Genomic DNA, 23772 nt, shown 5'->3' on the forward strand with positions numbered 1-23772 from the left:
GTAAAGTGCAATAAGGTATTTTGACTGACATTTTTCAACGTTGAAGGATCGTGAATGCTTTGCGCCGGACATTGGCCCGGAACCAGCTGAAACTCAGCCACGTACTTTTCCGATGCATCCTGCCCCTACTCATCTCAGTGGTTCTACTGTGCGGATTGGTGCTGGCATGGTTTGTGTACCCAACAAAAGCTGAACCGCAACCCGTTGATGTTGTTTTGGTATTAGCTGGATCCAGCGATGGCAGGCACCAATACGGCGCTCAATTGGTGAAAGAAGGCTACGCCAGCAATTACGTTGTCTCCAACCCCAGCGGTGCGCGTGACAAAGTAGGTTATGCCCACTGTGCCGGGAAACTTCGACCCAAAAATGCCAGCTCTTTTTGTATGGATCCCTATCCTGTCATTACTTCTGGTGAAGCCCGCACGTTCAATGAGCTAGCCAAAAAAGAGAAATGGGAGAGCGTGCTTGTGGTGACAAGCCGTACGCATACGCAACGGGTGCGCAGCATGTTTTCCCAGTGCTACACCGGAAATTCCACAGTGCTCAATGTCAATAGCTTAGGACGCGCAGGCCTACATAATGCAGTCCTCCATGAAATTGGTGGTTACATCAAATTCTGGATCACCGCACCATGTGCATAAATGCGCTAGCGCTTTTCCAGTTCTAATAACCACTGCTTGGCTTCTAGGCCGCCTCGGTAACCACCCAAAGTGCCATCGGTTCTTAAGACTCGGTGACACGGAGCAAAAATAGGCAGCGGATTTGTGGCGCATGCACTACCCACAGCACGGACCGCACCCGCGTTTCCTAGATCGGCAGCAATCTGTTTGTAGGTTTTGCTCTCACCATAAGGAATAGAGAGCAAAAACTCCTGCACTTTGCCACGGAAGCTAAGTAAATTTTGATTCGGCCATTCCAATGGCGTACTAAAATCAGTGCGCTGGCCTGCAAAGTATTCTTTCAGCTCAGCGACTGCCTGTGCCAAAATGGCATTGCTGCCAGGAGTGGAACCGACCGTGCATGCTGCATAATTTTCATCAGAAAATGCCACATAACTCAGCCCTTGATCGCTTGCGACAAGAAGGAGTTCACCAATGGGAGATTCGAAACGTAAATGACGCATTTGTCTATATCCTCACAACGATTTTTCCTGAAGTTTTACCTTGCTCGACCAACCGATGGCCTTCCATAATATTGGCGGCATTGAGCCCATCCAGCACCGTAGCTGTAACTGCCTCAAACTGCCCACGATCCACCATGTCTGCGATCTTGTTTAAGATTTTTCCCTGCTCATCCATGTCCGGAGTATGAAACATTGCTCGGGTAAACATGAACTCCCAGTGCACAGCAATAGCTTTTTGCTTAAATGCGCCCAAGTTGGGATTCTCTGGATCATCAATAAGCACCAGGTGGGACTGTGGTTTCATCAACTCAGCTAGTTCACCCTCGCGCCCAGCGGTCCAGGAACTAAACACAAAATCTACGTCTGAAATCTGCTCGCTCAAGTTCTTTGAGTGATCAATGACTTCATGCGCACCAAGCTTTTTCACCCAGGCTTCTGATTCCGGGCGGGAAGCAGTTGCGACAACTTTCAATCCAGTGAGCGCACGAGCAATTTGGATAAGAGCAGAAGGGACTCCACCAGAACCGCCCAACACCAATAAGGTGCCAGTGGAAGACTGCGTGACACCCAAACGATCAAAAAGTGATTCCCACGCAGTAAGCGCAATAAGTGGAAGTGCTGCAGCATCATGAGGTTCTAAGCTTTTGGGCGCATGTCCCACGAGGCGTTCATCCACTACCTGAAACTGAGCGTTGCTTCCTGGACGTTGATTGGATCCGGCGTAAAAAACTTTATCGCCAGCAGAAAAAAGCGACACCTGAGATCCCACTGCCACCACGGTTCCTACAGCATCAAACCCTAAAATTTTAGGATGTGTTTGCTTCCCGGCGCGCATGCGCACCTTGGTGTCCACCGGATTGATGGATACAGCTTCTATCTGGACCAATAGATCTTGAGGGCCAGGGGTGGGGCGATCGACTTCTACATCAACTAAAAAATCTGGTTGCTCAGACGTGATGGAATCTAGCATTGCAACTGCAAACATAGTGGGATCTGGAGTATCAATCTGCACGCTCATGACCTCGATGCTAGTCCGAGAGTGCTTTTCATGCCGATATTTTTCTTCATCTTAGATTTGGATTAACTCCTCCTACCCAAGATGGTCTATCAAATTTACTACCACCGACTCTCCGGTGACCTCTTCCACGCCACCAGCCAAGGAGGAAATAAGGAGACTTTCTCCCTCACAAATTGTGGTGCGCACGTGCAGACCAAGCGATGAGTTAGTTTAATAACTTCCCTGGATATCCGCCTTTTTAGCGTGGCTGAATCTACTAACCACGGCTACTGTTTTTCATGACTTACTTTAACTTCTATGAGCTTCTTTAAAATTTTCCCCAGAAAAGGTTAATTCGCAGGCTCTCCTCTTTAATAAACAGCCCCTCGTATAAGGAAAACCCGCAACCATGAGCACTACCACCGCGCCTGAAGCCCGGTTCCCTGTCATCCCTTTGACCGCTATGAGTTTTGCGGCCTTTGTTTATGTCACTTTTGAAATGTTTGCGGTTGGTCTTATCAAACCAATGTCTCGTGATCTTGGGGTGACAGAATCCAGCATTGGTCTTTTAATGACCATTTATGCGGGCGTTGTTGCAGTCGTGACCATTCCGGCAATGATGTGGGTATCGCGGTTTAATAAGCGCACAATTTTCCTGATCACCCTCGCGTTTTTGGTCACAGGAATTATCATCCAGGCCCTGACCATCAACTACGCAATGCTTGCTGCAGGTCGCATCATCGCAGCTTTAACGCACGGTGTGTTTTGGGCGCTAGTAGGGCCGATGGCAGCGCGAATGTCCCCGGGACATACTGGGCGTGCAGTGGGTGTGGTCTCTATTGGATCGACCATGGCGCTAGTGGTGGGTTCACCATTGGCAACGTGGATTGGTGAGCTTATTGGCTGGCGCCCGGCGACATGGATTCTTGGCATTCTCACAATTGCTGCTGTTGTTGTCCTACTCCCAACAGTACCGTCATTGCCACCACTGACACCCAATGAATCTGCGACAGCAGAGAAGAAAACCATGCCTTGGGGTTTGATCTCTTTGGTGCTGTTCCTGCTGAGCGCAGTCACTGGTGTGTTTGCCGCATATACCTACCTCGGGCTCATCATTGCAGAGACAGTAGGGGATAGCTTTGTCTCCATCGGACTCTTTGTCTTTGGCGCATTGGGACTCATCGGCGTGACTGTAGCAACGCGCACCGTGGATCAACGCATGTTACGCGGCAGCGTTCACACCACCACATTTTTTGTCATCGCAGCAATTTTGGGGCAGATCGCGTTTGGCCTTGAAGGCAGCTTGGCAGTAGTTATTATCTTTCTTGCTGTCATAGTTTTCGGTGGAGCTTATGGTGCGCTGCCTACACTTGGCACCACGATTTTCCTCCATGCGGGTCGGAATAATCCGGATTCTGCTTCATCGATTTATGTCGTGACTTATCAGGTGGGTATTGCTTCTGGTGCAGCACTTGGCGCGATGGCGGTGGATGCCAATTGGATTGCCGGCACCTTGTGGATCATGGCTGCCCTCTCGCTTGCTTCCACGCTGGTTTTGGCTTTGTGGTCTCGTCCATTGCTGAAATAAAGGCAAGTTTATGCACCGGAAATTTTTCTTTGCAAACAGTTAAATTCATAACAAGTCACCCCTGCACAAAATTAGCAATAAAGGTCAGGGGTATTTTACAAATGTTCGCATAGCGGAGTTTTTGTTGAGCGACAGAATTGGCTAGTGTTTTTGTTCCAGAACCTTTAAGAAGGTTCGCTATTCCATAAAAACATCGATCTACAAGGCCAAATGATATGACCATCGAGCTGCAGCGTTCCACCCAAAACCTCACCCATGAGGAAATCTTCGAAGCACACGAGGGCGGCAAGCTCTCTGTTAGCTCCACTCGTCCGCTGCGCGATATGCGCGATCTCTCCCTCGCCTACACCCCAGGTGTGGCAAAGGTCTGCGAGGCAATCGCAGAAGATCCAGAGGTTGCTCGCACACACACTGGCATCGGCAACACCGTTGCGGTTATTTCCGATGGCACTGCCGTCCTTGGTCTTGGCGATATCGGACCACAGGCATCCCTTCCTGTCATGGAAGGCAAGGCGCAGCTGTTCAACTCCTTCGCCGGATTGAAGGCTATTCCTATTGTCTTGAATGTTCACGATGTTGATGCATTAGTAGAAACCATCGCAGCCATCGCGCCGTCCTTTGGCGCGATCAACCTGGAGGACATCTCCGCACCTCGTTGCTTTGAGGTAGAACGCCGTCTCATCGAACGTCTAGACATCCCAGTCATGCACGATGATCAGCATGGCACCGCCGTGGTTATCCTTGCAGCGCTGCGCAGCTCCCTCAAGTTAATGGATCGTAAGATCGAAGACCTTAAGATCGTTATTTCCGGCGCAGGGGCCGCAGGCGTGGCAGCTGTAGATATGCTGAGCAATGCAGGCGCAACAGACATTGTTGTCCTGGATTCCCGCGGCATCATCCACGACAGCCGTGAGGATCTTTCCCCAGTTAAGGAAGCCCTCGCAGCCAAGACCAACCCTCGCGGAATCAGCGGTGGCATCAACGAAGCGTTCACTGGCGCAGATCTATTCATCGGCGTTTCCGGTGGCAATATCGGCGAGGAAGCCCTCAAACTGATGGCTCCACAGCCAATCCTGTTCACCCTGGCTAACCCCACCCCAGAGATCGATCCTGAACTATCCCAGAAGTACGGCGCGATCGTAGCAACTGGCCGTTCTGATCTGCCAAACCAGATCAACAACGTGCTGGCATTCCCAGGAATCTTCGCTGGCGCTCTCGCAGCCAAGGCAAAGAAAATCACTCCAGAAATGAAGCTTGCTGCTGCAGAAGCAATCGCAGCCATCGTTGCTGATGAGCTCGATGCCGGCCACATTGTGCCTACCGCACTGGACCCTCGAGTTGCCCCAGCAGTTAAGGCCGCAGTCCAGGCTGTTGCCGAAGCACAAGGCGCTTAACAAGATCGCTTGTCGACGCGCCCCTCTTCCGATAGTGCCCCACGCCCCATCCGTCCCCGATGGGGCTTTTCGGTTTGCAACATGTTACGTAATGCAGCCTTAAACAGAAAGGAGTCCTCCCATGACTAATCAAACCGCTGGTGATGCACCTCGTAATCTCCAAAAAGTAGGAGCGAAAGTCTATCGGGTTTCAGGCGGCATGCGCCGAAGTGCTGTCACTGGAAAGTTCGTCGTCTCCGGGAAAAGCAAGATCGTGGCCAAACGTGCTGGCAGGACTTCTAAGTAGCAGAGGCTATCAGTCACCCTCCCCAAAAAACAGGAGGGCGTCGAAAAGCTAAACCAACGTGCGGTAGAGGGCGTCGAAAAGCTCTCTTGCCTTGGTGTAATGCTCGGCAAAGCGCGGCTGATGCGCGGTGCCAAATGGTGGCGTCGCGCGAGGAGCGCCTGGTTCCAACTGCTCAAGAACGATGAGCGCGGTGCCGCGGAGAGTCGCGCGCTTCATCTCTAGCGGAATAACTGGGGTATCCAGGGCGTCGGCCAGCATCGCCAGGAACTCTGGATGGTCAGTGGCAACTCGGCCGGAGGCAATAACGCGCTCTGGGGCCGCACCGGCTAGCTCCATGTGCTCCCATACTCGCTGGTAGGAAAGTGCGAGTGATTCAAAAACTCCACGCCACATCTGCTCTGGGCCGGTCTGTTCTTGAATATTAGTGATCGTTGCCTGCGCGGATGCTGCCCAACCAATCGAGCGTTCACCAGAGAAAAATGGCAGTACAGCAGGTGTGCCTTCCAGTGGTTCACGGATCAGTACTTCATCCAGATTCTCAGGCTTGATCACCGTGCGTTCCAACCATGTCACAGCACGTCCGACATCATTGAGCGCGCCGCCCACGATGCACTGATCGCGGGATACTCGGTAGCACCACAAGCCTGAAGGAATCTCGGCTGGAACGCTGGGCAAAATAACGCGCATTGCGCCAGAGGTAGCAGCAGCCACCGCCACCGTGCGTGAATCAACAGCACCTGGGCCAATATTGGATGGCCAACCATCAGGGATTGCATGAAACCATGGAATCTCTTCCAATTGTTTCCACTTTTCATCCGCAACGACAGCATTAGTGGCAGGTTCATCAGGATTTCTGATCTCACCAAAAAGCGCTGGGTCAATGCCAATATTCTGCAGAATTGGTAAATCAAGCTCACCGGTGTGCGCATCCAAAATGCCACTCCAGGCTGCAATAGACATAGCCATTCCGGTGATGCCAGCAAGTTTGAAATAAACGTACTCACCGATCGTCATCACATATTTAGCCTGTGCGAAAGCCTCAGGGAACTCAGCTTTCAGCCACAAAAGACGGGCAGGATGATAAGAGGTATGCAGTCGGACACCAGTGCGTCCGTGGTAGGCTTCCTCATCAATCTCCGCGCGAAGCTGCTCCACATACTTCGCGGAACGAGAATCCGCGTAGGTAATGCACGGAGTCAAAGCGTTGCCAGCGGCATCCACCAATACCAATGAAGAAGCAAAAGAATCAAGCGCAACGGCTGCGATCTGATCTTTAATATTATGATCATCGGCTGCTTTAAGAATGCCGTTGATAACCTCGGTGATCTCTCTAACAACCTGATCAGCATCAATCGTGGACACACCTTCACCAGTAGTGAATTCATGTGATTCCCGCTGTTTGGTGCCCTTAATCGGGCAACCAGAAGCATCATAAAGACCACCACGAGATGCAGTGGAGCCGATATCCATAGCTAGGATATACGGACCACGTGAGTCATCGAAAGGGATGGACATTGTTGGAATTGATCCCATAAGGCTTCCTTTAAAGGTCAGACTAATAAAGAGCGTCCTTTAAGGATATAGCCTGAAGCTCAATCACTTTATCCGGGTCGCCTAACCGAGGGCCGAGCGCCACCAAAACTATAAAAACTACCGCCAAAATCAGAGCCAACCAGACCCATATGTAGAAAAATCTCCAGCCGAAAATCTTGGCAATCGTAGCTCCCGCAGCAGCGCCTAAAGTATTGAAAATAATGTCATCAATATCGCTGTAGCCCAGCATGAATACATATTGGGAAACCTCAATGGCCATGCTGAATAACGCGCCAAGCAGCATTGTTTTCAGTACTGCATTTTTCTGCCAATATTTCCGCGGAGAGGATTTCAGCAGTGCGTATAAAAGCACTCCAAAAGGAACGAAGAATGCGAAATTTCCGCCATACCCAAAAAGCGGCGAAAACCACGATCCAGATTCGAGAAAATCATTAAAGGGAGCAATAGAAATAGAACGATTTCTATGAGCTTCTGGCACCCACAACAACCCAATGACAAAAAATGATTTCAACATGGTCAAAGAGACCATCACTGCACTATAAGCAAGTAGTGCCAAGCACATGACGGGAGTCGACGGAGTTTTCATGTCTACTGATCGTATAGCTGCACCTGAGATTTTTCTGGTCTCCAAAGAGATTAAATAGCCATGCTCGAATAGAGCATCATCGCCATCACACTTAAGGAACCTGCCATCACTATTCCACTGATCACTTTGCTCGCTTTCACAGGTACGCACACCGCAACCACAGCGCCGATCATGCCGCCGATGGAGTTGCACAGGAGATCATCAACATCTGAATAGCCCACAGCGAACACCCACTGCAATACCTCAATAATCAGACTGCTTAGCCCTGCGAAGAGGACTGTTTCCACAAAGGGAAAACGGTGGCCTAATTTACGCAGCGCTGTATAGAGGAAAAATCCAAAAGGTATAAACAATGCGATATTGCCGAAAGTATTAGTCCACGGCCCCCACCAGATTGGAGCGTCCACAAAGCCATTGAAAAGTTCCAGATCAATCGACCTGAACTGATGTGCCTCGGTGTTCCACAATCCGCCTAAAGAAAGCCGATTTTTCAACAGTGTCATCATCACAAGCAGCACAACATACACACCAAAAGAAATAGAAAACAGCAGCCAAGAGACTTTTCCTTCGCGGCCTGGCCGAGTGGTGTGGTGAGATTGCTGTGGTGCTTGTGGCACCTGAATCCCTGAAGCGTGAGTGGTCGACATGAGAAACTACCCTAAAACGATGCCCTGTGCGTTTACTGCAAGGTTTCAGCAAAAACGCTACGGAACTGCGAATAGATTGCTCGAGAGTACGGTGGGCCACATGGATTCTGAATTTGATCTCATTGTTATTGGATTTGGCAAAGCTGGAAAAACTATCGCGATGAAACGCTCAGCAGCCGGAGATAAAGTTGCACTGATTGAGCAAAGTCCACACATGTACGGGGGAACGTGCATCAACATTGGATGTATCCCCACAAAGAAATTGTTGTTTGAGACTTCCTTAGGAACAAATTTCGTAGATGCAGTGGCAGCGCGCGATGAGTTGATCGGAAAACTCAATGCCAAGAATCTGCACATGGCGCAAGATAAGGGCGTGACTGTTATTGATGGCACGGCACGTTTTACGAACAGCCATGAAATCACAGTAACTGCAGGCGATGACACTCTTGTACTGCATGCATCGAAAATTGTAATCAACACTGGATCCACACCAGTACTCCCAGATGTGCCCGGTATAGACAATCCGCATGTCTTTGATTCCACCAGCATCCAACATATTTCACCGCTGCCTAAACATCTAGCCATCATTGGTGGCGGCCCCATCGGATTGGAATTTGCCACGCTTTTTAGCGGACAAGGCTCCCATGTGACGATTATCGATCGTGCCGAGGTTGCGCTGCACAATTTCGATAGCGAAATCGCCGAGCTCGCACAAAGTGACCTTGAAGCACGCGGCATCACCTTTCTCAACAGTGCTGAACTCACTGGGTTCAGCGGCGACTTTACAGTTCATCTCAAAGACCGCGACCTCAACGTCGATGCTGCCCTCATCGCCGTCGGCCGTCGCCCAGCCACCACGGGGCTCGGGCTTGAGCAAGCGGGCATCAACACCGGCACGCGTGGCGAAGTGCTTGTCGACGCCCACCTCCGGACAAATATCGACGGCATCTTCGCTGTAGGGGACGTCAATGGTGGACCACAATTTACTTATGTTTCCTACGATGACCACCGCATTGTGCTTGATCAGCTCGCAGGAAAAAGTAAGAAAAGTACAAAGAATCGCTTGATTCCGACCACCACGTTCCTCGAACCTCCACTATCTACCGTCGGAGTAACTACCGATCTCGGCGATAACGTAGTGGTGAAGAAGGCTCTTATCGCAGATATGCCCATGGTTCCTCGACCAAAGATCATTAACCAGGCATCAGGCATGGTGAAGTTTTACGTCGATAAGCACTCTGATGCCTTAGTGGGGGCGACGTTGTACTGCGCTGATTCCCAAGAAATCATCAACACTGTCGCGTTGGCCATGCGTCACGGCATCACGGCTTCTGAGCTGGGCGAGGGCATTTACACGCACCCCGCCACCTCAGAGATTTTTAACCAGTTGCTAGAGAACTAACGCAGCGGGTTAAAAGGCTTGATGATCGAATTCGTCTTGCCGGTAGCCATCAGCTCTGCCAAATATTTTCCGGTGGCAGGGCCAAGCACAATGCCCCACATGCCGTGGCCACCAGCAACATAGATATTTTCCGCCTTGGTCTGACCGATCAGTGGACGGCCATCTGGAGTAACCGGACGCGAACCAACCCATTCATCTTGGCGTTCATCAAAATCCACACCCCGCATGAGGCGTTTTGCTTGAGACACAATCGCCTCAACTCTTCGTGGCTGGAAAGGCTCATCTGGCCCACGGAACTCCATCGTGCCCGCAATGCGGAATCTACCCTGATACGGAGTACACGCCATGCGATGGTGGGGCAGATACACAGAATGTTGTGCGGGAATATCGGTTGCTACTGAAAAGGAATAACCTCGACCAGCTTGCACAAGAGTTTTTACTCCGTATTCCCGAACTAGCCCCGGCAACCAAGCTCCAGTAGCGATAACCACTTTGTCAGCTTCTTCACGACTACCATCAGCCAAAATAACCGCAGGACGACTATCACCCTTTGCCACATGAACGACTTCCGCACCAGCATGGATCGTGCCGCCACGTTTCACCACTGAATCGGCCAATGACTGAACATAAGGACCCGGCTCGATGAAGCGTTGACCTTCCAAGCGATAAGCCACCTGGATTTCCTCACTCAGCATCGGGGCAAGCTCTTGAGGGTTATCCAAACGCGTCATCTCCGCTTTTTGGCCATGCCGGACAACACCAGCAATTTCTTTGAGGAACCCCGCTGATTGGCTCTCTTCTTCAAAGCCAATAACAAATGGACCTTCATGCGTGAGTTCTTCTACGCCACCAAGTGCCAGCTCGTCGAAGGCAGCAAGCGCTACCTTATCGATCGCAGTGAGATCAGCCATGGTGGAGTCCCATTTGCTCTGAAAAGCTTGGGCCATAAATTGCACGAGGAAAAGCCACAGTTTGGGATCTACACGAAGTGGCATATGCATAGGGGAGACCGGATTGAAGAGTTCCTTAGGCCCATACATCCAGAGACCTGACTCCGATAAAGGGATGGTTTTTGCCGGTGCTAACCAGCCAGCATTACCCCAAGATGAGCCAGCAGCAACACCATCCCGATCAAGGACGGTCACCTCAAACCCACGTTCTTGCAGATGCCAAGCGGTGGATAACCCCACCATCCCAGCTCCAACAACAATGACTTTTCCAGACGAACTCATGAAACCCTCCTGATTGTGGGGTGGACTCCTAGTAAGCCCAGTATCCATGAGTTTCTCCATGCATGTGCCTTTTTCTGTAGACAGATCCTAGGCATAGAAAATCCCTGTGCACCTTTTGCAAGGTGCACAGGGATTGAAAAATTCTAGTTTGAACTAGAACTTGAGATCGATGCCAACCTGTGCGGCAGCCTGCTCGATTGCAGGAAGGTTTGCATTGATCAGACCGAAAGCTGCAACTGCGGTTGCGGCGATGGTGTAGCCGTACCAAGCAGAGCCGAATGGGGTTGCCTCATCGAAATCCTTGGAAGAGCCCCAAACTGCACGCTCGCTCTCATTAGCGTCGAGTGCATTTCCAATCTCAGAGGAAGCGGAAGAGCCAGCTGCAGAGGACTCAGCCATTGCTGGAGTAGCGGAGAAAGCCAGTGCACCAGCAGCAAGCAGAGCTACGGATGTGGTACGAAGTTTACGCATGAAAAAATCCTTTGATTTCAAATGGAATATTGTACTAATAGGTTACCAAGTTTACAAACAATAAGCTGAGTTTAACCTGCACCTTTGTAAGGTAAATCTTATTCCATCTAAGGTCAAGGACCTTTTGGGGATATAAATTTATGAATATAAATATTGCATAACCGTGATTCCACACACATTTTAGTTGATGTGGGAACAAAAATGTGGCTGCGGGTAGTTATGCAGAGTATGACTACTGTTACCCAAGACATCATGGCAATTGACGAAGACGCACAGAACCTTCTCTTCCGCGAAGCTCGCACCGCAAATGCTTTCACAAATGAGCCAATCTCAGACGAGCAGATCCAGGCAATCTTTGATCTGGTCAAGTGGGCTCCAACCGCAATGAACTCCCAGCCACTCCGCGTGGTCATCGTTCGTTCTGAAGAAGCAAAGGCGCGCCTCGTCCCATTGATGGCTGAAGGAAACCAGGCAAAGGTTGCTGCAGCACCAGCAGTTGCACTCCTGGCAGCAGACGTTGATTTCCACGATGAGATGCCAAAGCTTTTCCCACACTTCGCAGGTGCACGCGATATGTTCGCTGCTGATGAGTCCTCACGCTCTTCCACCGCAGAACTCAACGCTGGCCTACAGGTCGGCTACGCAATCATCGGAATCCGTGCAGCTGGCCTCGCTGCAGGACCAATGACTGGTATGGATGCAGAAGCTATCTCCAAGGAGTTCTTCCCTGACGGACGCCACCGCGTTCTCGTTGCCATCAACATGGGCAAGCCAGCTGAGGAAGGTGCTTGGCATGACCGCCTGCCACGCCTTGGCATGGATGAAGTTGTTGAAACTCTTTAATTAAATCGCAAGAAATGCCCTGGACGGGTTCACTGTCCAGGGCATTTTTCTATTCTTCACATCATGCGGGCGGGCAGGTGTCCTGCGTGCGGAATACATTCCTAAAGTTCGACTTCTCATGCTCAACTTCAATAGGATTTTCCAAAATTTCATAGTGAAGTCGGTGATGAGAAGTCGAACTTTAGGTACTCACGCTGAAGACATCCACATCACACACATAAAAAGCTGCACCCACCCTAAGAAAAGGGTGGGTGCAGCTTTTTCAAGCTGTGGGAATTACTTCACCACAAGGTTGACCATGCGGCCTGGGACAACAATCTGCTTGATGAGGTTCTTACCCGCGAGTTGTTCCTGCACCTTCTCGTCGGCAAGCGCTACTTCGATGACCTGCTCCTGGCTGGCATCGGCTGCAACGGTGATGCGGCTGCGCACCTTGCCGTTGACCTGGACTGGCAGTTCGATTTCATCGTCGGTGAGCCATTTTTCCTCAAAGGTTGGGAATGGTTCGTAAGTGACGGTGTCGTCGTGACCAAGCTTCTGCCAGAGTTCCTCTGCGATGTGTGGCGCAACAGGGGAAGCCATGACAATAAGTGGCAAGACCGCGCCAGTTGGGATGGTGTTTGGGTAGGTCTTGGTCAGGTAGTTGACGTACTCAATGAGCTTGGCAACCACGGTGTTGACACGCAGGTTGGTGTAATCATCACGCACACCTGCGATGGTGCGGTGCAGCTGCTTGTTGTCATCATCGGTGAGTGCTTCCATATCGCGGGTGAGCACTTCGCCGGTGTTCTCATCAACGATCAAGCGCCACATGCGCTGGAGGAAGCGCTGTGCGCCGACCACGTCCTTGGTTGCCCATGGACGTGAGGTGTCCAGTGGCCCCATGGCCATTTCGTAGACGCGCAGGGTATCAGCACCAAAATTGTTGCAGATGTCATCTGGGGCGACGGCGTTTTTGAGGGACTTGCCCATTTTTCCGTATTCCTGGTTGACTTCTTCACCCTGGTAGAAGAATTTTCCATCCTTCTCTTCCACCTCATCGGCAGCCACGTAGACGCCACGGGAATCGGTGTAGGCAAATGCCTGGATGTAGCCCTGGTTGTAGAGACGGCGGTATGGCTCCTTGGAGGAAACATGTCCGAGGTCAAAGAGGACTTTGTGCCAGAAGCGTGCGTACAGCAAGTGCAAAACAGCATGTTCCACGCCACCGACGTAGAGGTCTACGCCGCCTGGATCATTTGGTCCATGGGTTTCTGGACGTGGGCCAGTCCAGTAGCGTTCGTTTTCAATGTTGCAGAACTGCTCATCGTTGCTTGGATCGATATAGCGCAGCTGGTACCAGGAAGATCCGGCCCACTGTGGCATCACGTTGGTGTCGCGAGTGTACTTCTTTTTGCCATCACCAAGGTCCAGTTCCACCTCGACCCATTCGCGGGCCTTTGCTAGTGGTGGGGATGGCTCTGAGTCTGCGTCTTCTGGGTCGAAGGAGACAGGCTTGTAGTCTTCTACCTCTGGCAGCTCTACTGGCAGCATAGATGCTGGCAGGGCGTGTGCCTGGCCGTTTTCATCATAAACAATTGGGAAAGGCTCGCCCCAGTAACGCTGGCGGGCAAAGAGCCAATCGCGGAGCTTGTACTGAATGGTGCCACGGCCGAGTTCTTTTTCTTCCAGCCACTCAATCGTCTGTGCAACAGCTTCAGCCTTAGCCAGTCCGTTGAGATCCAAGCCTTCGTCATTGGCGGAGTTTACAGCCGCACCAGACTCAGTGAACGCCGCTTCTGCGATGTTACCGCCGGAGACAACTTCCACGATTGGCAGGCCAAGTTCGGTGGCGAATTCATAGTCACGCTCATCGTGCGCAGGAACAGCCATGATGGCGCCGGTTCCGTAGCCGGTGAGAACGTAATCGGCGATGAATACAGGAATCTGATCGCCATTGACTGGGTTGGTGGCATAAACGCCAACGAAAACGCCGGTCTTTTCCTTGTTTTCCTGGCGCTCTAGATCAGATTTAGCGGCAATAGATGCGCGGTATGCTGCAACAGCTTCCGCAGGGGTTGCCTGCGCGTTGGTCCAACGAGCATCAACACCGTCATAGGTTCCAGCCTTGCTCAACAGGACGTCAACCAGCTCATGCTCAGGTGCAAGAACCATGTAGGTTGCACCGAACAGGGTGTCTGGGCGGGTAGTGAATACCGTGACGGTTTCGCCTTCCACGGAGAAATCCACCTCGGCGCCACGGGAGCGACCGATCCAGTTACGCTGCATAGACTTGACCTTGTCAGTCCAATCAAGCAGCTCGAGGTCATCGATGAGGCGATCTGAATATGCGGTAATGCGCATCATCCACTGGGACAAGTTCTTGCGGAAAACTGGGAAATTACCGCGCTCAGAACGGCCGTCCGAGGTTACTTCCTCGTTTGCCAGCACAGTGCCCAGACCTGGACACCAGTTCACGGTGGAGTTGGAGCGATAAACAAGGCGGTAGTCATCCACCGCTTTTTGCTTTTCGATGTCTCCCAGCGCGCTGTAATCCGCTCCGTCCTTAGTCTTCAGCTCGCCGGACTCCAGCAATGGAATCAGTTCACTGATTGGGCGGGCCTTCTGCTGGTCCACATCAAACCAAGAGTTAAAGATCTGCAGGAAGATCCACTGCGTCCACTTGTAGAACTCTGGATCCGTGGTAGCTACTGCACGGCGGGAATCATGTCCCAAGCCAAGCGCTTCGAGCTGACGCTTCATATTTTCGATGTTGGCCATCGTGGTGGCGCGAGGGTGCGTACCGGTTTGGATAGCGTACTGCTCTGCAGGCAAACCGAAGGAGTCATAGCCCAAAGTGTGCAAAACATTCTTGCCCAGCATGCGGTTGTAGCGGGCAAAAACATCCGTGGCGATATAGCCCAGTGGGTGTCCCACGTGCAGGCCAGCACCAGATGGGTAAGGGAACATATCCTGAACAAAGAGCTTGTCATCAGGAAGTGCTTTACCGTCCGCAGGCGCTAGATCACCCACCGGGTTGGGTGCGTTGAATGTGCCGTTTTCAGTCCAGTAATTCTGCCACTCACCTTCGATCTTATTGGCAAGTTCCGGGGTATAACGGAACGCCAGGGGAGTGGTGCCTTCGCTCGGGTTAGTCATGGTTAAACAGTGTAGTAGGTACACGCGACATCTCATGTGTGGAGGGCAATTCTCCGCCCTCTGAGATAAGAGAACCATCGGTAGATATGCTTGGGTTTTATGTGGAAACCACTGCTTGTCACCGTCGGGTTAATCAGTCTTGTCTGTGGAGCAATCGGGGTTATTTTACCAATAATCCCTACAACACCGTTTCTTCTACTAAGCGCCTTTTGCTTTGCCCGAGGTTCTACGCGACTGCATAACTGTCTTATGTCGCACCGAATTTTTGGCCAGTACATTTCCAATTATTACAATCACGCCATGACACCCCGTCATAAATTCCAGACGCTGCTTACCTTGTGGTTTGGCATTATTATTTCCTGCGTCCTGATCGAAGCAACGGTTCCTTGGATTATCCTGCCCAGTATCGCGCTGGGTGTCAGCATCCACATCTTCAGGCTCAAACCCCGACCAGAAGCATTAGCTATTGGGAACGCTCCTGAAGAGGATTCAGCCTCCGAGCCACATTTTGCTGATGATCATAAGGCTTAATTGCCTCCAACACGTTTCGCGTATCCAAATAAGTGACCGAGAGGTCATAGTGCATCTGCAAATTCAGCCAAAATTGCGGGTCAGGGCCAAGATAAGCGGCTAAACGGAGTGCAGTATCTGCTGTGATTGCACGTTTCCCATGGACAATTTCATTAATTCTGCGTGGTGGCACACCTATTGCTCGCGCCAATCCATTTTGGGATAACTCCAAAGGCTCCATGAATTCTTCACGCAGAATTTCTCCCGGCATCACGGGCTGTTCATTATTGTTGCGTTCGCCTGCATTACTCACCCGACTACCGCCCCCAATCATTTTCTAGTTAAGGCTTATAAGTATAACGTTTTGCAACATAGCCACCCCTTCAGGGTAGAGTTTATGGCCTGAACTGCATTATAACGCAATACGTTATAGACTATAATTACACCAATCCACCTATAACGCAATTCGACATAGGTGGGCATAGTAAACCTGCTTCTAATGGTAGTTTTGTGGAGGAATGAATTTTAAAAATCTAATTTGGGAAGAAAATCCACCCAAAATCCCAACCCGAGAAGGGCGCCACAAAATTATTTTCCAGAGCTCCCCCCAGGCCCCTGGGCCAAGTTTTGTATCTTAAGCAAGGAAATTTGGGCCAAATCCACGAAAAGCACCCGACCAGGATCCCCATCAAGGGACTAACGGGGCCCGACCCATACCAAAACCCATACGGAGGCATCAAGTACCTTAAACAAGCACACAGATACAAAAAGCCCCTATTGCACCTACATCCTTCAACCTTTGCAGTGTTTTGGAAGCTTGCCCAGTAAATAGAAATAAAAAAAATGGTCATGATCCCCCCACTGAGGGATCATGACCATTTAAGAAGCTTTTACAGCCAGCGCGGTGGTTCTGGAACTTCTCCGATAGAAGAAGTCACACCATCTAGTCCGCGGCCGGAGGCATAGCGGACAATGCCAGCGAGGCTGCCAGTGAGAACAATCTCGTTCTCCCCAGCGGCGGCCGAGTAGCGGACCCCGGAGGACTCGTCGACAAGCACAAGCCCTTCACCGGCTCCTTGTCCAGCCCATTTTGCAGTGATTTCCGCTGCCAAGGTGTGCAAGATGACCTCAGGAAGATCACCAAAGGTAGCAACCGCTCCAAGATCAACAGCGTGGATCCATACTTCTCGTGAGCGCATCCACAAGGTCTCGCTGGCCGGGACAGTGCGTCCCTGAGCCGTGAGCACCTCATGTGACCATGCCTCTTGCGAAGTTTCACGCCAATCCACGTCTAGACGCGCAACGGAATGCTCATGCAAGTTGCGCAGCGCATCAGGACTGAGGGTGGACCCATAAGCGATTTCCTCATTGCGCGCCTGGGGGGAGGCGTACATTGGGGTCTTCTCACCGCTATTTGCCCAGTGCATGAGGTTGCACAGTGCGATGGCGTTATAAGCCACGTGGGCAATCAGGTGGGAACGAGTCCATCCTTTAAGGATGGTCTCTTCGCCAAATTCAGCGTTATCCACAAGAGATAGCTGACGGGAATAGTGCGATGTACCCAACCTTGCCAGAGCCAGCCGCTCCTCCAGCGGAAGATCATGGAAAGTTGTCATTTATTCAAACACCGTCTTGTTCGCGATGTAACCAAGGCCCTGGATTTCAACCTTGACTGTCTCGCCATCGCCGATGTAGCGCTGTGGGTTGCGCGCATGTCCAACGCCGCCTGGAGTACCGGTAACGATGACGTCGCCTGCATCCAGTGGGTAGATATGAGTGATGTATTCAATGAGCTTTTCTGGGCTAAAGACCAGGTCATTGGTTGGGGTGGACTGAACCTTCTCGCCTTCGAGGTAGGTTGCCAGCTCGCCGCCGAACTCAAATGCATCTGGAGTGGTCATCCATGGGCCGAAGCCTGCGGACTTTTCCAAGGACTTACCCTGGTGCCACTGTGGGGTCTTTGCAGGTGCTGCGTACTGGAAATCGCGGGTGGTGTAATCGTTCATTACTGCGTAGCCAGCGATGTACTCAGCTGCATCAGCTTCCTTCACGCGACGTGCGCGCTTGCCAATGATAACTGCCATTTCGCCTTCCCAGTCAAGAGCCTTATTAGCCCACTCTGGAACGACGACATCGTCGAATGGCCCGATCAAAGCATCAGGGAACTTCACAAACAGGGTTGGGGTGTCTGGAAGGCTACGGCCCATTTCCTTGATGTGGTTTGCGTAGTTAAGACCGACACAAACGACCTTCTTTGGAGCTGGAACTACAGCGTCAAGATCCTTGTTCTCAAAGGTCACAGCCTCGCCAGAAGCGTTGTCTGCGAGTTCACGCCAGTTGCTTTCTTGAAGCAGTTCGCTGACGTTTGCAAAGCCCTCAATGGCAGTTGCGGTGTTTTCAGATTCAACACGTGCAGCAATGGTGGTGCCGTTGGTGCGGATTGTTGCGAGACGCATAAGTTTCTAGATTCCTTCCGGAGTAAAAGTACGTGCGAGGTTTAGAGCCTCGAAGATTGGTGCATCAGAGAAGCAGAAGAGGTCTACGCCCTCATCGCCTGCGATGATATTCCACTTCTGCCACGACGGTACATTGATCACATCGCCATGGTTAGCTTCGAAGGTTTTCTCCCCAACATTAATTGTTGCAGAGCCTTCAAATACCTGGAAGCAGCGGTTTCCTACCTCATGGATTGGGGTAGTGACAGCTCCTGGGCGCAGGCGGTGGAACTCGGCGCGGATGGTGGTCATAACATCGCCACCAGTAGTTGGATTGGTGAAGCGGATTGCTGCATGACCCGGTGCGACGGTTCCTGGATGGCCTGCGGCTTCCAACGCTAGCTGATCGTTGAGTGCTGCATCGGTGTGCTCCCAGGCATAACGGCCGATAGGGGAGTAAGAGGTCTTGCCTGGGAAGGCTACTGGGCGCAGGCCTGGATGAGCCCACAGCTGCTCAGAGCGGGACAGGTCTGGAGTGGACTCGTCGGTGAGCTTTTCGGTTCCGTATTCAAAGAATCCGGTGTCCATTTGATAAGCAAATGGAATATCGAGGCCATCCAACCAAGCCATTGGCTCGGTCGCTATGTTGTGGTGTCCGTGGTAGTTCCAACCTGGGGTAAGTAAGAAATCGCCACGCTTCATTGGTACTGGGTCGCCGTTAACTACAGTCCATACGCCTTCGCCTTCAATGACAAAGCGGAATGCATTTTGGGAGTGGCGGTGTTCTGGAGCATTTTCGCCAGGTGCTAGGTACTGAATTGCAGCCCACAGGGTAGGGGAGATGTAGGTGTTGCCGTCAAGGCCTGGGTTTGCCAGGCCAATCGCACGACGTTCGCCGCCGCGGCCCACTGGAACAAGATCGCCAGAGCGCTTTGCTAGCTTGAGCAGTTCTTCCCAATCCCATTTGTGAGCCACTGCGCGTGGTTCTGGGTGGTTGGGCATAAGTCCACCGATTTGAGTCCACAAAGGCTTGAGGTGAAGATCATCCATGCGCTTGTACATGGTGTCTAGCTCTGCTTGCTCTTCTGGGGTTGCGGGTGGGACTTCCTGCTTTACGTGTTCAGTTGAGTAGTCATTTTTACCTGGGGCACCCATATCGTCGGAGTCCTCCTTCTACGTATGTTGTAGATGCTTTCTTCACGTGGCAACCAGTGGCAATCACTTAAATGTTGCAGCGCCACATGTAATCACATCTAGCAATCTTTATAGTTTGTGACTTTGAACATATTGGTCTTTGAAACGTGACTCAAGATATTTCCGCTATACGGAAAATGTAGCTAGTGGGGGTGCGAATCAGAAGAAAAATGCCCCCACTCATCCTTTTTCAGGCACTCGGTAGGTGGCCAAAGCCCTATTGAGGTCACGTATGTGCCGATCTAGGGCACGTACAGCTTTCGGATAGGCCTCACGAAAGCGGTTTGAGGGCACTGCCAGCGAGATTGCACCAAGAACATCACCCACCTCATTCAATAAAGGCTCCGCCACTGCACTGACATCCTGCTCAAAGAAGCCAAAATTGGCTCCATGCCCGCGATCGCGGGTGCGACGCAGACGCTTCCTCAAGTTTTCAAATTCCTCATCACCAAGAGAGGGATGCAGCCCGCGCAATTCCCGCACAGACATCTCCGCAAGCATTACCAATCCACCCGCATTTTGCGTAGCCGGCATGACCTGACCTCGGCGATTTCCCACTCGCACCGGATTCGACCCTTCAACACTGTGAATGAAATGCACGCTATTGCCCTGCAGGATCATCAGGTGACTGGTTTCCCCCGTTTCTTTACTCATGGACTCCATGTAATGGCTACACATTTCCGTTAAGTCGGCCCCCAGCCCCGGCTGCAAGGCTGATGTAGCTAAAGCCGGACCCGGCAAATATGTTCTTGATTCACTCCTGACAGCAAAACCACGATAGACCAGCATGGACATGGATCGGTGGATGGTAGAAACCCCTACATCCAGAGTGCTCGCGGCGCCAGAAATGGTCAGCCGACCAGCATCGCGGAGCAGCAAAATAAGCTGCAACGCAGTGTCCACAGAACTTAAGAAATCTTTCGGGGGTAGCCCCTGGGTGGGTGCAACGGTTTCCATAATCTCCCTTTCCACATAGCGGAATCTCTTTGATTGTAACTTGGCTCACCCCGAATATGTGTTTATGACATCACACGCAGCAACACCGGGTGGGACAGTGGCTGGGCCACCACCCGGAGGATTAACTGGCTCTGAAATAGAAAATAAGGGATTAACCATTCTGGGAATTAGCGGTCGCCGACTGGCAGCCGTTCTCATTGGCTGGTTCTTTGTTATTTTCGACGGTTACGACCTCATCGTATATGGCACCGTCCAATCCGCGCTCGCTAGGGAATGGGACCTCAACTCCGCAACCCTTGGCACCATCGGATCCACAGCATTCTTCGGTATGGCTATCGGCGCTGTTTTTATTGGACGGCTTTCTGACCGTGTCGGACGCAAAGCAGCTGTTATCGGATCTGTCTTGATCCTCTCTATCTTCACCATGCTGTGTGCATTTGCACCAAACCCATGGGTTTTCGGTGCACTTCGCTTCATCGCAGGCCTTGGCCTCGGTGGCTTGGTGCCATCCGTAAACGCTATGACTTCTGATCTCGTGCCACGCAAGACCATGTCTGCATGGGCAACGGTCATGATGTCTGGTGTGCCAATCGGTGGTTCTATCGCTGCTGTCTTGGCACTGTCGGTAGTTCCTTCCTCTGAGGAGTGGGGCTGGCGCTTCATGTTCCTCATCGCACTGATCCCACTGGTCATCGGCTTGCCTATCGCTATGAAGGTCATTCCTTCTGACAAAGCCATCAAGGTGGATCACGAGCTGCGCGAAGGCCACGATGAACCTGCTGGCTTCAAGGATCTTCTTGTGGATCGCTACCGCTGGATCTCCATTTGGTTCGCGCTCGCTACATTTGTCACCCTGCTGGCATGGTACGGCCTCGGCACGTGGCTGCCACGTCTCATGGAAACTGCTGGTTATGAATTCGGCCATGCGCTGATGTTCACCCTGGCACTCAACTTGGGCGCTGTCATCGGCTCTATTGTCACCGCATGGGCAGGCGACCGCTTCGGCCCAATTCGCTCCGGCGTCGTCGCCGCAGGTGTTGCAGGTATTGCACTGCTCCTCCTGTTGACTTACCCACCGGTAAGCGCTGTTTACCTCATCCTCATTCTGGCTGGCGTTGGTACTCACGGCACCCAGATTCTCATCATCGCAGCTGTTGCAAACTTCTACCCAAGTAACCTCCGCGGTACCGCACTTGGTTGGGCACTGGGCGTGGGACGTATCGGCGCAGTCGTTGCTCCACAGCTTGCTGGCCTGCTGCTCGCATGGAACCTTGGTGTCAACTCCAACTTCATCATGTTCGGTGTTGCAGCATTGCTCTCCGCGGTGGCGCTCAGCGTGCTGCTGCGCTTGCAGAAATCGTTCGGATCCATCCACAAAGTTGAAATTCAAGGCTAGAACTCACCTCTTAAAAGTAAGGAAACCTCACTCTCATGTCTCTTCCATATTCTGATGAACTAAACGGTCAAAAGATCATTATTTCTGGCGGCGGTATTGGCGGCGCTGCTGGCGCACTCGCCTTGGCACTGCGTGGTGCCGATGTCACTCTTTATGAGCGCGCACCTGAGTTCAAAGAGGTCGGCGCTGGCCTGCAAATCGGCCCTCACGGCTGGCGCATGCTGGAGTCTTGGGGCCTGCTCGATCAAATCGTTGCAGCGGGTTTCCTTCCAGAAGACATGCAGTTCCGCGATGCAGTAAACCGCGAAACTATCCTGACTTTGCACTTTGATGAGGAGTTCCAGCAGCACTACGGCGGACGCTACCTCGTGATCCACCGCTCTGATTTGCTGAATATCCTGGTAACCAACGCTATTGAAGCTGGAGCAAAGCTCAACAACGGTATCTTGGTCACCGATTCCCGCACCGTCGACGGCGGTATTGAGGTCGACATCGAGTCCTCCATCAACGAAGGTGAAGACAAAGAAACGGTGCTTGCCGACGCCTTCCTCGCCTTCGACGGCATCCACTCCGTCATGCGCAAGAAGCTTGCCAACGACGCCCCTGTTGCTTCCTCCTACGTGGCCTACCGTGGCACTTCCAAGTTGGCAGAAGACGTAGAAATGCAGGGCCTCAAGTCCGTCATCGGCTACATCGGACCACACGTCCACTTCATCCAGTACCCGCTTCGTGGCGGAGAACTACTCAACCAGGTTGCGGTCTTTGAATCCCAGCGCTACCTCGAAGGCCGCGCAGCAGGCGAGATCCCAGAAGACTGGGGCAACCCAGAAGAACTCGACCAGGCTTATAGCCACTGCGACACCTTTATCCAGGACCGCCTGAACACCCTGTGGCGCAACAACTGGTGGCAGATGTCCGACCGCGAGCCACTAGAAAACTGGCGCATCGGCCGCATGTTGCTGCTTGGCGACGCCGCCCACCCACCACTTCAGTACCTCGCCTCAGGCGCAGTCATGGCTATGGAAGACGCCGAAGCTGTCGCACTATTCGCAGCTGATGCTGCACGTGCAGGCAAGCTTGATTGGGAAGAGGTCTTGGCAGAAGTTGAAGCCGAGCGTCGCCCACGTTGTACCCGTATCCAAACTGTTGGCCGCTTCTGGGGTGAACTCTGGCATGTTGAAGGCACCGCACGCCTCATCCGTAATGAAGTCTTCCGTCAGGCAGACCGCACCGGCTGGTTCGTCTACGCAGACTGGCTGTGGGGCTACGATGCGTCCAAGCGCGCCCACATTGCCAACCCTGAGCTCGGCGAAATGCCACAGGCTCTGAAAGAGTGGCGATACGCTCTGCTCGAGCAAAACTAAATTATCTTAAGAAAACTCCCCGTACATTACTTTCAATGTGCGGGGATTTTTGTTGTGCGCATGACTCTCATAACTGTTCATCGATTTTCTGAACTGCAGCTCTATAGCCGGATACTTTCCAGTTTCAGGCTTTCGGTGCTAGTTCTTAAGTATCTGGGTGTAACTCCCTCCACACACCCTCCATACACCGGCGTACCCAAACAAAACCAAAAACGATTCGGGACCTTTGGTCGCCAGAACAAATTTACAGAGCCAGATAACCTCATATTTGACCAAGATTTCTCTTTCAGAAGCCCCCTTGGCCAGCAGGTGAAGTAAGGTGCAAAAGCTGGCGCAACCGGCTCAAAAAATATGACCTCACAGAATCGCTCCTAAAGCGCACGCAGGACCCAACTGACACAAATAAGTCGGATCGCTTAAACAGACCGCAGAGGATGGTTACCAAAACCCAACGTGACTCCACTTAGAGGGGGCTAAGCAACACGATGAAAGCTAGCTTTGCCATTTGCATAAATAGATATAAATGTTTTCTGAATATATTCCTGCAGTACTGACAATATTTATATTCAGTCCATCATTCGTTCACTTAATGGTCCTACCTTTAGGGGCAGTGCATTTCCTTCTGTATAGGAAATGTTTTTGACATTTTAAAAGT

Annotated in this window: 22 protein-coding genes; 9 read left to right on the plus strand and 13 right to left on the minus strand. The window is 51.8% G+C overall.

The genetic code is table 11. From position 1 onward, the window contains the following. Positions 1-50 precede the first annotated feature (50 nt). Positions 51-641, plus strand: coding sequence for a YdcF family protein (locus tag ccrud_RS13570; RefSeq protein ID WP_245670294.1), 591 nt, complete (start codon positions 51-53; stop codon positions 639-641). Between the two features lie 5 nt (positions 642-646). Here the strand turns inward: ccrud_RS13570 and ccrud_RS13575 are convergent, their stop codons facing one another. Together ccrud_RS13575 and ccrud_RS13580 are read right to left on the minus strand one after the other, a co-directional pair. Beyond that, positions 647-1123 (minus strand): methylated-DNA--[protein]-cysteine S-methyltransferase, encoded by a 477-nt coding sequence (locus ccrud_RS13575; RefSeq protein ID WP_066569057.1) that lies wholly within the window; start codon positions 1121-1123, stop codon positions 647-649. Between the two features lie 4 nt (positions 1124-1127). Next, positions 1128-2141 (minus strand): zinc-binding alcohol dehydrogenase family protein, encoded by a 1014-nt coding sequence (locus tag ccrud_RS13580; RefSeq protein ID WP_066569060.1) that lies wholly within the window; start codon positions 2139-2141, stop codon positions 1128-1130. Between the two features lie 388 nt (positions 2142-2529). Between ccrud_RS13580 and ccrud_RS13585 the strand changes: the two genes are divergently transcribed. The 3 genes from ccrud_RS13585 to ccrud_RS15455 all read left to right on the plus strand — a co-directional run bounded on the left by ccrud_RS13585 (position 2530) and on the right by ccrud_RS15455 (position 5388). Then, entirely contained in the window at positions 2530-3708 is a 1179-nt protein-coding gene (locus tag ccrud_RS13585; RefSeq protein ID WP_066569062.1) for an MFS transporter, read from the plus strand. 215 nt (positions 3709-3923) lie between these two features. Then, positions 3924-5102, plus strand: a complete 1179-nt coding sequence (locus ccrud_RS13590; RefSeq protein ID WP_066569065.1) for an NAD(P)-dependent malic enzyme — start codon at positions 3924-3926, stop codon at positions 5100-5102. Positions 5103-5223: 121 nt separating this feature from the next. Then, positions 5224-5388: a hypothetical protein gene (locus ccrud_RS15455; protein ID WP_157776031.1), complete on the plus strand. Its 165-nt coding sequence runs from the start codon at positions 5224-5226 to the stop codon at positions 5386-5388. 48 nt (positions 5389-5436) lie between these two features. Here ccrud_RS15455 and ccrud_RS13595 read toward each other — a convergent pair whose 3' ends face one another. From ccrud_RS13595 to ccrud_RS13605, 3 genes are read right to left on the minus strand one after another with little or no spacing between them, the layout of a single operon-like run. After that, complete coding sequence (locus ccrud_RS13595; RefSeq protein ID WP_066569068.1) at positions 5437-6921, minus strand: gluconokinase; 1485 nt, start codon at positions 6919-6921, stop codon at positions 5437-5439. Positions 6922-6943: 22 nt separating this feature from the next. After that, positions 6944-7528 carry a VanZ family protein gene (locus ccrud_RS13600; protein ID WP_066569071.1) on the minus strand — a complete coding sequence of 195 codons (585 nt, stop codon included), beginning with the start codon at positions 7526-7528 and terminating at the stop codon, positions 6944-6946. Positions 7529-7578: 50 nt separating this feature from the next. Further along, positions 7579-8175 (minus strand): VanZ family protein, encoded by a 597-nt coding sequence (locus ccrud_RS13605; protein WP_066569073.1) that lies wholly within the window; start codon positions 8173-8175, stop codon positions 7579-7581. A gap of 100 nt (positions 8176-8275) precedes the next feature. Between ccrud_RS13605 and ccrud_RS13610 the strand changes: the two genes are divergently transcribed. Continuing rightward, positions 8276-9577 carry an FAD-dependent oxidoreductase gene (locus ccrud_RS13610; RefSeq protein ID WP_066569075.1) on the plus strand — a complete coding sequence of 434 codons (1302 nt, stop codon included), beginning with the start codon at positions 8276-8278 and terminating at the stop codon, positions 9575-9577. Here the strand turns inward: ccrud_RS13610 and ccrud_RS13615 are convergent. Further along, on the minus strand, positions 9574-10809 hold the full coding sequence (locus ccrud_RS13615) for a D-amino acid dehydrogenase (protein WP_066569078.1): 1236 nt from the start codon (positions 10807-10809) through the stop codon (positions 9574-9576). The genes ccrud_RS13610 and ccrud_RS13615 overlap by 4 nt on opposite strands. Positions 10810-10962: 153 nt before the next feature. Continuing rightward, positions 10963-11280 (minus strand): hypothetical protein, encoded by a 318-nt coding sequence (locus ccrud_RS13620; RefSeq protein ID WP_066569081.1) that lies wholly within the window; start codon positions 11278-11280, stop codon positions 10963-10965. Between the two features lie 228 nt (positions 11281-11508). Between ccrud_RS13620 and ccrud_RS13625 the strand changes: the two genes are divergently transcribed. Beyond that, the gene (locus ccrud_RS13625; protein WP_066570039.1) at positions 11509-12123 is read left to right on the plus strand and encodes a malonic semialdehyde reductase; all 615 of its coding nucleotides are present in this window, start codon (positions 11509-11511) and stop codon (positions 12121-12123) included. A 276-nt stretch (positions 12124-12399) separates the two neighbouring features. Here the strand turns inward: ccrud_RS13625 and leuS are convergent, their stop codons facing one another. Next, complete coding sequence (leuS, locus tag ccrud_RS13630) at positions 12400-15261, minus strand: leucine--tRNA ligase (RefSeq protein ID WP_066569083.1); 2862 nt, start codon at positions 15259-15261, stop codon at positions 12400-12402. A 99-nt stretch (positions 15262-15360) separates the two neighbouring features. On the opposite strand from leuS, the gene ccrud_RS15100 reads away from it, so the two are divergent. Then, positions 15361-15792, plus strand: a complete 432-nt coding sequence (locus ccrud_RS15100) for a YbaN family protein (protein WP_074025545.1) — start codon at positions 15361-15363, stop codon at positions 15790-15792. Here the strand turns inward: ccrud_RS15100 and ccrud_RS13635 are convergent. The 5 genes from ccrud_RS13635 to ccrud_RS13655 all read right to left on the minus strand — a co-directional run bounded on the left by ccrud_RS13635 (position 15725) and on the right by ccrud_RS13655 (position 20357). Next, positions 15725-16105 (minus strand): HigA family addiction module antitoxin, encoded by a 381-nt coding sequence (locus tag ccrud_RS13635; RefSeq protein ID WP_066569086.1) that lies wholly within the window; start codon positions 16103-16105, stop codon positions 15725-15727. The two genes, ccrud_RS15100 and ccrud_RS13635, sit on opposite strands and share 68 nt — an antisense overlap. Before the next feature lie 556 nt (positions 16106-16661). Next, on the minus strand, positions 16662-17387 hold the full coding sequence (locus tag ccrud_RS13640) for a maleylpyruvate isomerase family mycothiol-dependent enzyme (protein ID WP_066569089.1): 726 nt from the start codon (positions 17385-17387) through the stop codon (positions 16662-16664). Beyond that, entirely contained in the window at positions 17388-18227 is an 840-nt protein-coding gene (locus ccrud_RS13645; protein WP_066569092.1) for a fumarylacetoacetate hydrolase family protein, read from the minus strand. A gap of 6 nt (positions 18228-18233) precedes the next feature. Continuing rightward, entirely contained in the window at positions 18234-19361 is a 1128-nt protein-coding gene (locus ccrud_RS13650) for a cupin domain-containing protein (RefSeq protein WP_066569095.1), read from the minus strand. A gap of 219 nt (positions 19362-19580) precedes the next feature. After that, the gene (locus tag ccrud_RS13655; RefSeq protein ID WP_066569098.1) at positions 19581-20357 is read right to left on the minus strand and encodes an IclR family transcriptional regulator; all 777 of its coding nucleotides are present in this window, start codon (positions 20355-20357) and stop codon (positions 19581-19583) included. Positions 20358-20421: 64 nt separating this feature from the next. On the opposite strand from ccrud_RS13655, the gene ccrud_RS13660 reads away from it, so the two are divergent. Further along, positions 20422-21753 (plus strand): MFS transporter, encoded by a 1332-nt coding sequence (locus ccrud_RS13660; protein WP_066569102.1) that lies wholly within the window; start codon positions 20422-20424, stop codon positions 21751-21753. A gap of 35 nt (positions 21754-21788) precedes the next feature. Continuing rightward, positions 21789-23117, plus strand: coding sequence for an FAD-dependent monooxygenase (locus tag ccrud_RS13665; protein WP_066569105.1), 1329 nt, complete (start codon positions 21789-21791; stop codon positions 23115-23117). Positions 23118-23772: the final 655 nt, after the last annotated feature.

Origin of the sequence: Corynebacterium crudilactis, from assembly GCF_001643015.1 — a bacterium.
Lineage (GTDB): Bacteria > Actinomycetota > Actinomycetes > Mycobacteriales > Mycobacteriaceae > Corynebacterium > Corynebacterium crudilactis.

Excerpts from the sequence above, each read along its gene's own strand:
- ccrud_RS13575 (WP_066569057.1), bottom strand. The coding sequence starts at position 1,123 with ATGCGTCATTTACGTTTCGAATCTCCCATTGGTGAACTCCTTCTTGTC.
- ccrud_RS13580 (WP_066569060.1), bottom strand. The coding sequence starts at position 2,141 with ATGAGCGTGCAGATTGATACTCCAGATCCCACTATGTTTGCAGTTGCA.
- ccrud_RS13585 (WP_066569062.1), top strand. The coding sequence starts at position 2,530 with ATGAGCACTACCACCGCGCCTGAAGCCCGGTTCCCTGTCATCCCTTTG.
- ccrud_RS13590 (WP_066569065.1), top strand. The coding sequence starts at position 3,924 with ATGACCATCGAGCTGCAGCGTTCCACCCAAAACCTCACCCATGAGGAA.
- ccrud_RS15455 (WP_157776031.1), top strand. The coding sequence starts at position 5,224 with ATGACTAATCAAACCGCTGGTGATGCACCTCGTAATCTCCAAAAAGTA.
- ccrud_RS13595 (WP_066569068.1), bottom strand. The coding sequence starts at position 6,921 with ATGGGATCAATTCCAACAATGTCCATCCCTTTCGATGACTCACGTGGT.
- ccrud_RS13600 (WP_066569071.1), bottom strand. The coding sequence starts at position 7,528 with ATGAAAACTCCGTCGACTCCCGTCATGTGCTTGGCACTACTTGCTTAT.
- ccrud_RS13605 (WP_066569073.1), bottom strand. The coding sequence starts at position 8,175 with ATGTCGACCACTCACGCTTCAGGGATTCAGGTGCCACAAGCACCACAG.
- ccrud_RS13610 (WP_066569075.1), top strand. The coding sequence starts at position 8,276 with ATGGATTCTGAATTTGATCTCATTGTTATTGGATTTGGCAAAGCTGGA.
- ccrud_RS13615 (WP_066569078.1), bottom strand. The coding sequence starts at position 10,809 with ATGAGTTCGTCTGGAAAAGTCATTGTTGTTGGAGCTGGGATGGTGGGG.
- ccrud_RS13620 (WP_066569081.1), bottom strand. The coding sequence starts at position 11,280 with ATGCGTAAACTTCGTACCACATCCGTAGCTCTGCTTGCTGCTGGTGCA.
- ccrud_RS13625 (WP_066570039.1), top strand. The coding sequence starts at position 11,509 with ATGACTACTGTTACCCAAGACATCATGGCAATTGACGAAGACGCACAG.
- leuS (WP_066569083.1), bottom strand. The coding sequence starts at position 15,261 with ATGACTAACCCGAGCGAAGGCACCACTCCCCTGGCGTTCCGTTATACC.
- ccrud_RS15100 (WP_074025545.1), top strand. The coding sequence starts at position 15,361 with ATGTGGAAACCACTGCTTGTCACCGTCGGGTTAATCAGTCTTGTCTGT.
- ccrud_RS13635 (WP_066569086.1), bottom strand. The coding sequence starts at position 16,105 with ATGATTGGGGGCGGTAGTCGGGTGAGTAATGCAGGCGAACGCAACAAT.
- ccrud_RS13640 (WP_066569089.1), bottom strand. The coding sequence starts at position 17,387 with ATGACAACTTTCCATGATCTTCCGCTGGAGGAGCGGCTGGCTCTGGCA.
- ccrud_RS13645 (WP_066569092.1), bottom strand. The coding sequence starts at position 18,227 with ATGCGTCTCGCAACAATCCGCACCAACGGCACCACCATTGCTGCACGT.
- ccrud_RS13650 (WP_066569095.1), bottom strand. The coding sequence starts at position 19,361 with ATGGGTGCCCCAGGTAAAAATGACTACTCAACTGAACACGTAAAGCAG.
- ccrud_RS13655 (WP_066569098.1), bottom strand. The coding sequence starts at position 20,357 with ATGGAAACCGTTGCACCCACCCAGGGGCTACCCCCGAAAGATTTCTTA.
- ccrud_RS13660 (WP_066569102.1), top strand. The coding sequence starts at position 20,422 with ATGACATCACACGCAGCAACACCGGGTGGGACAGTGGCTGGGCCACCA.
- ccrud_RS13665 (WP_066569105.1), top strand. The coding sequence starts at position 21,789 with ATGTCTCTTCCATATTCTGATGAACTAAACGGTCAAAAGATCATTATT.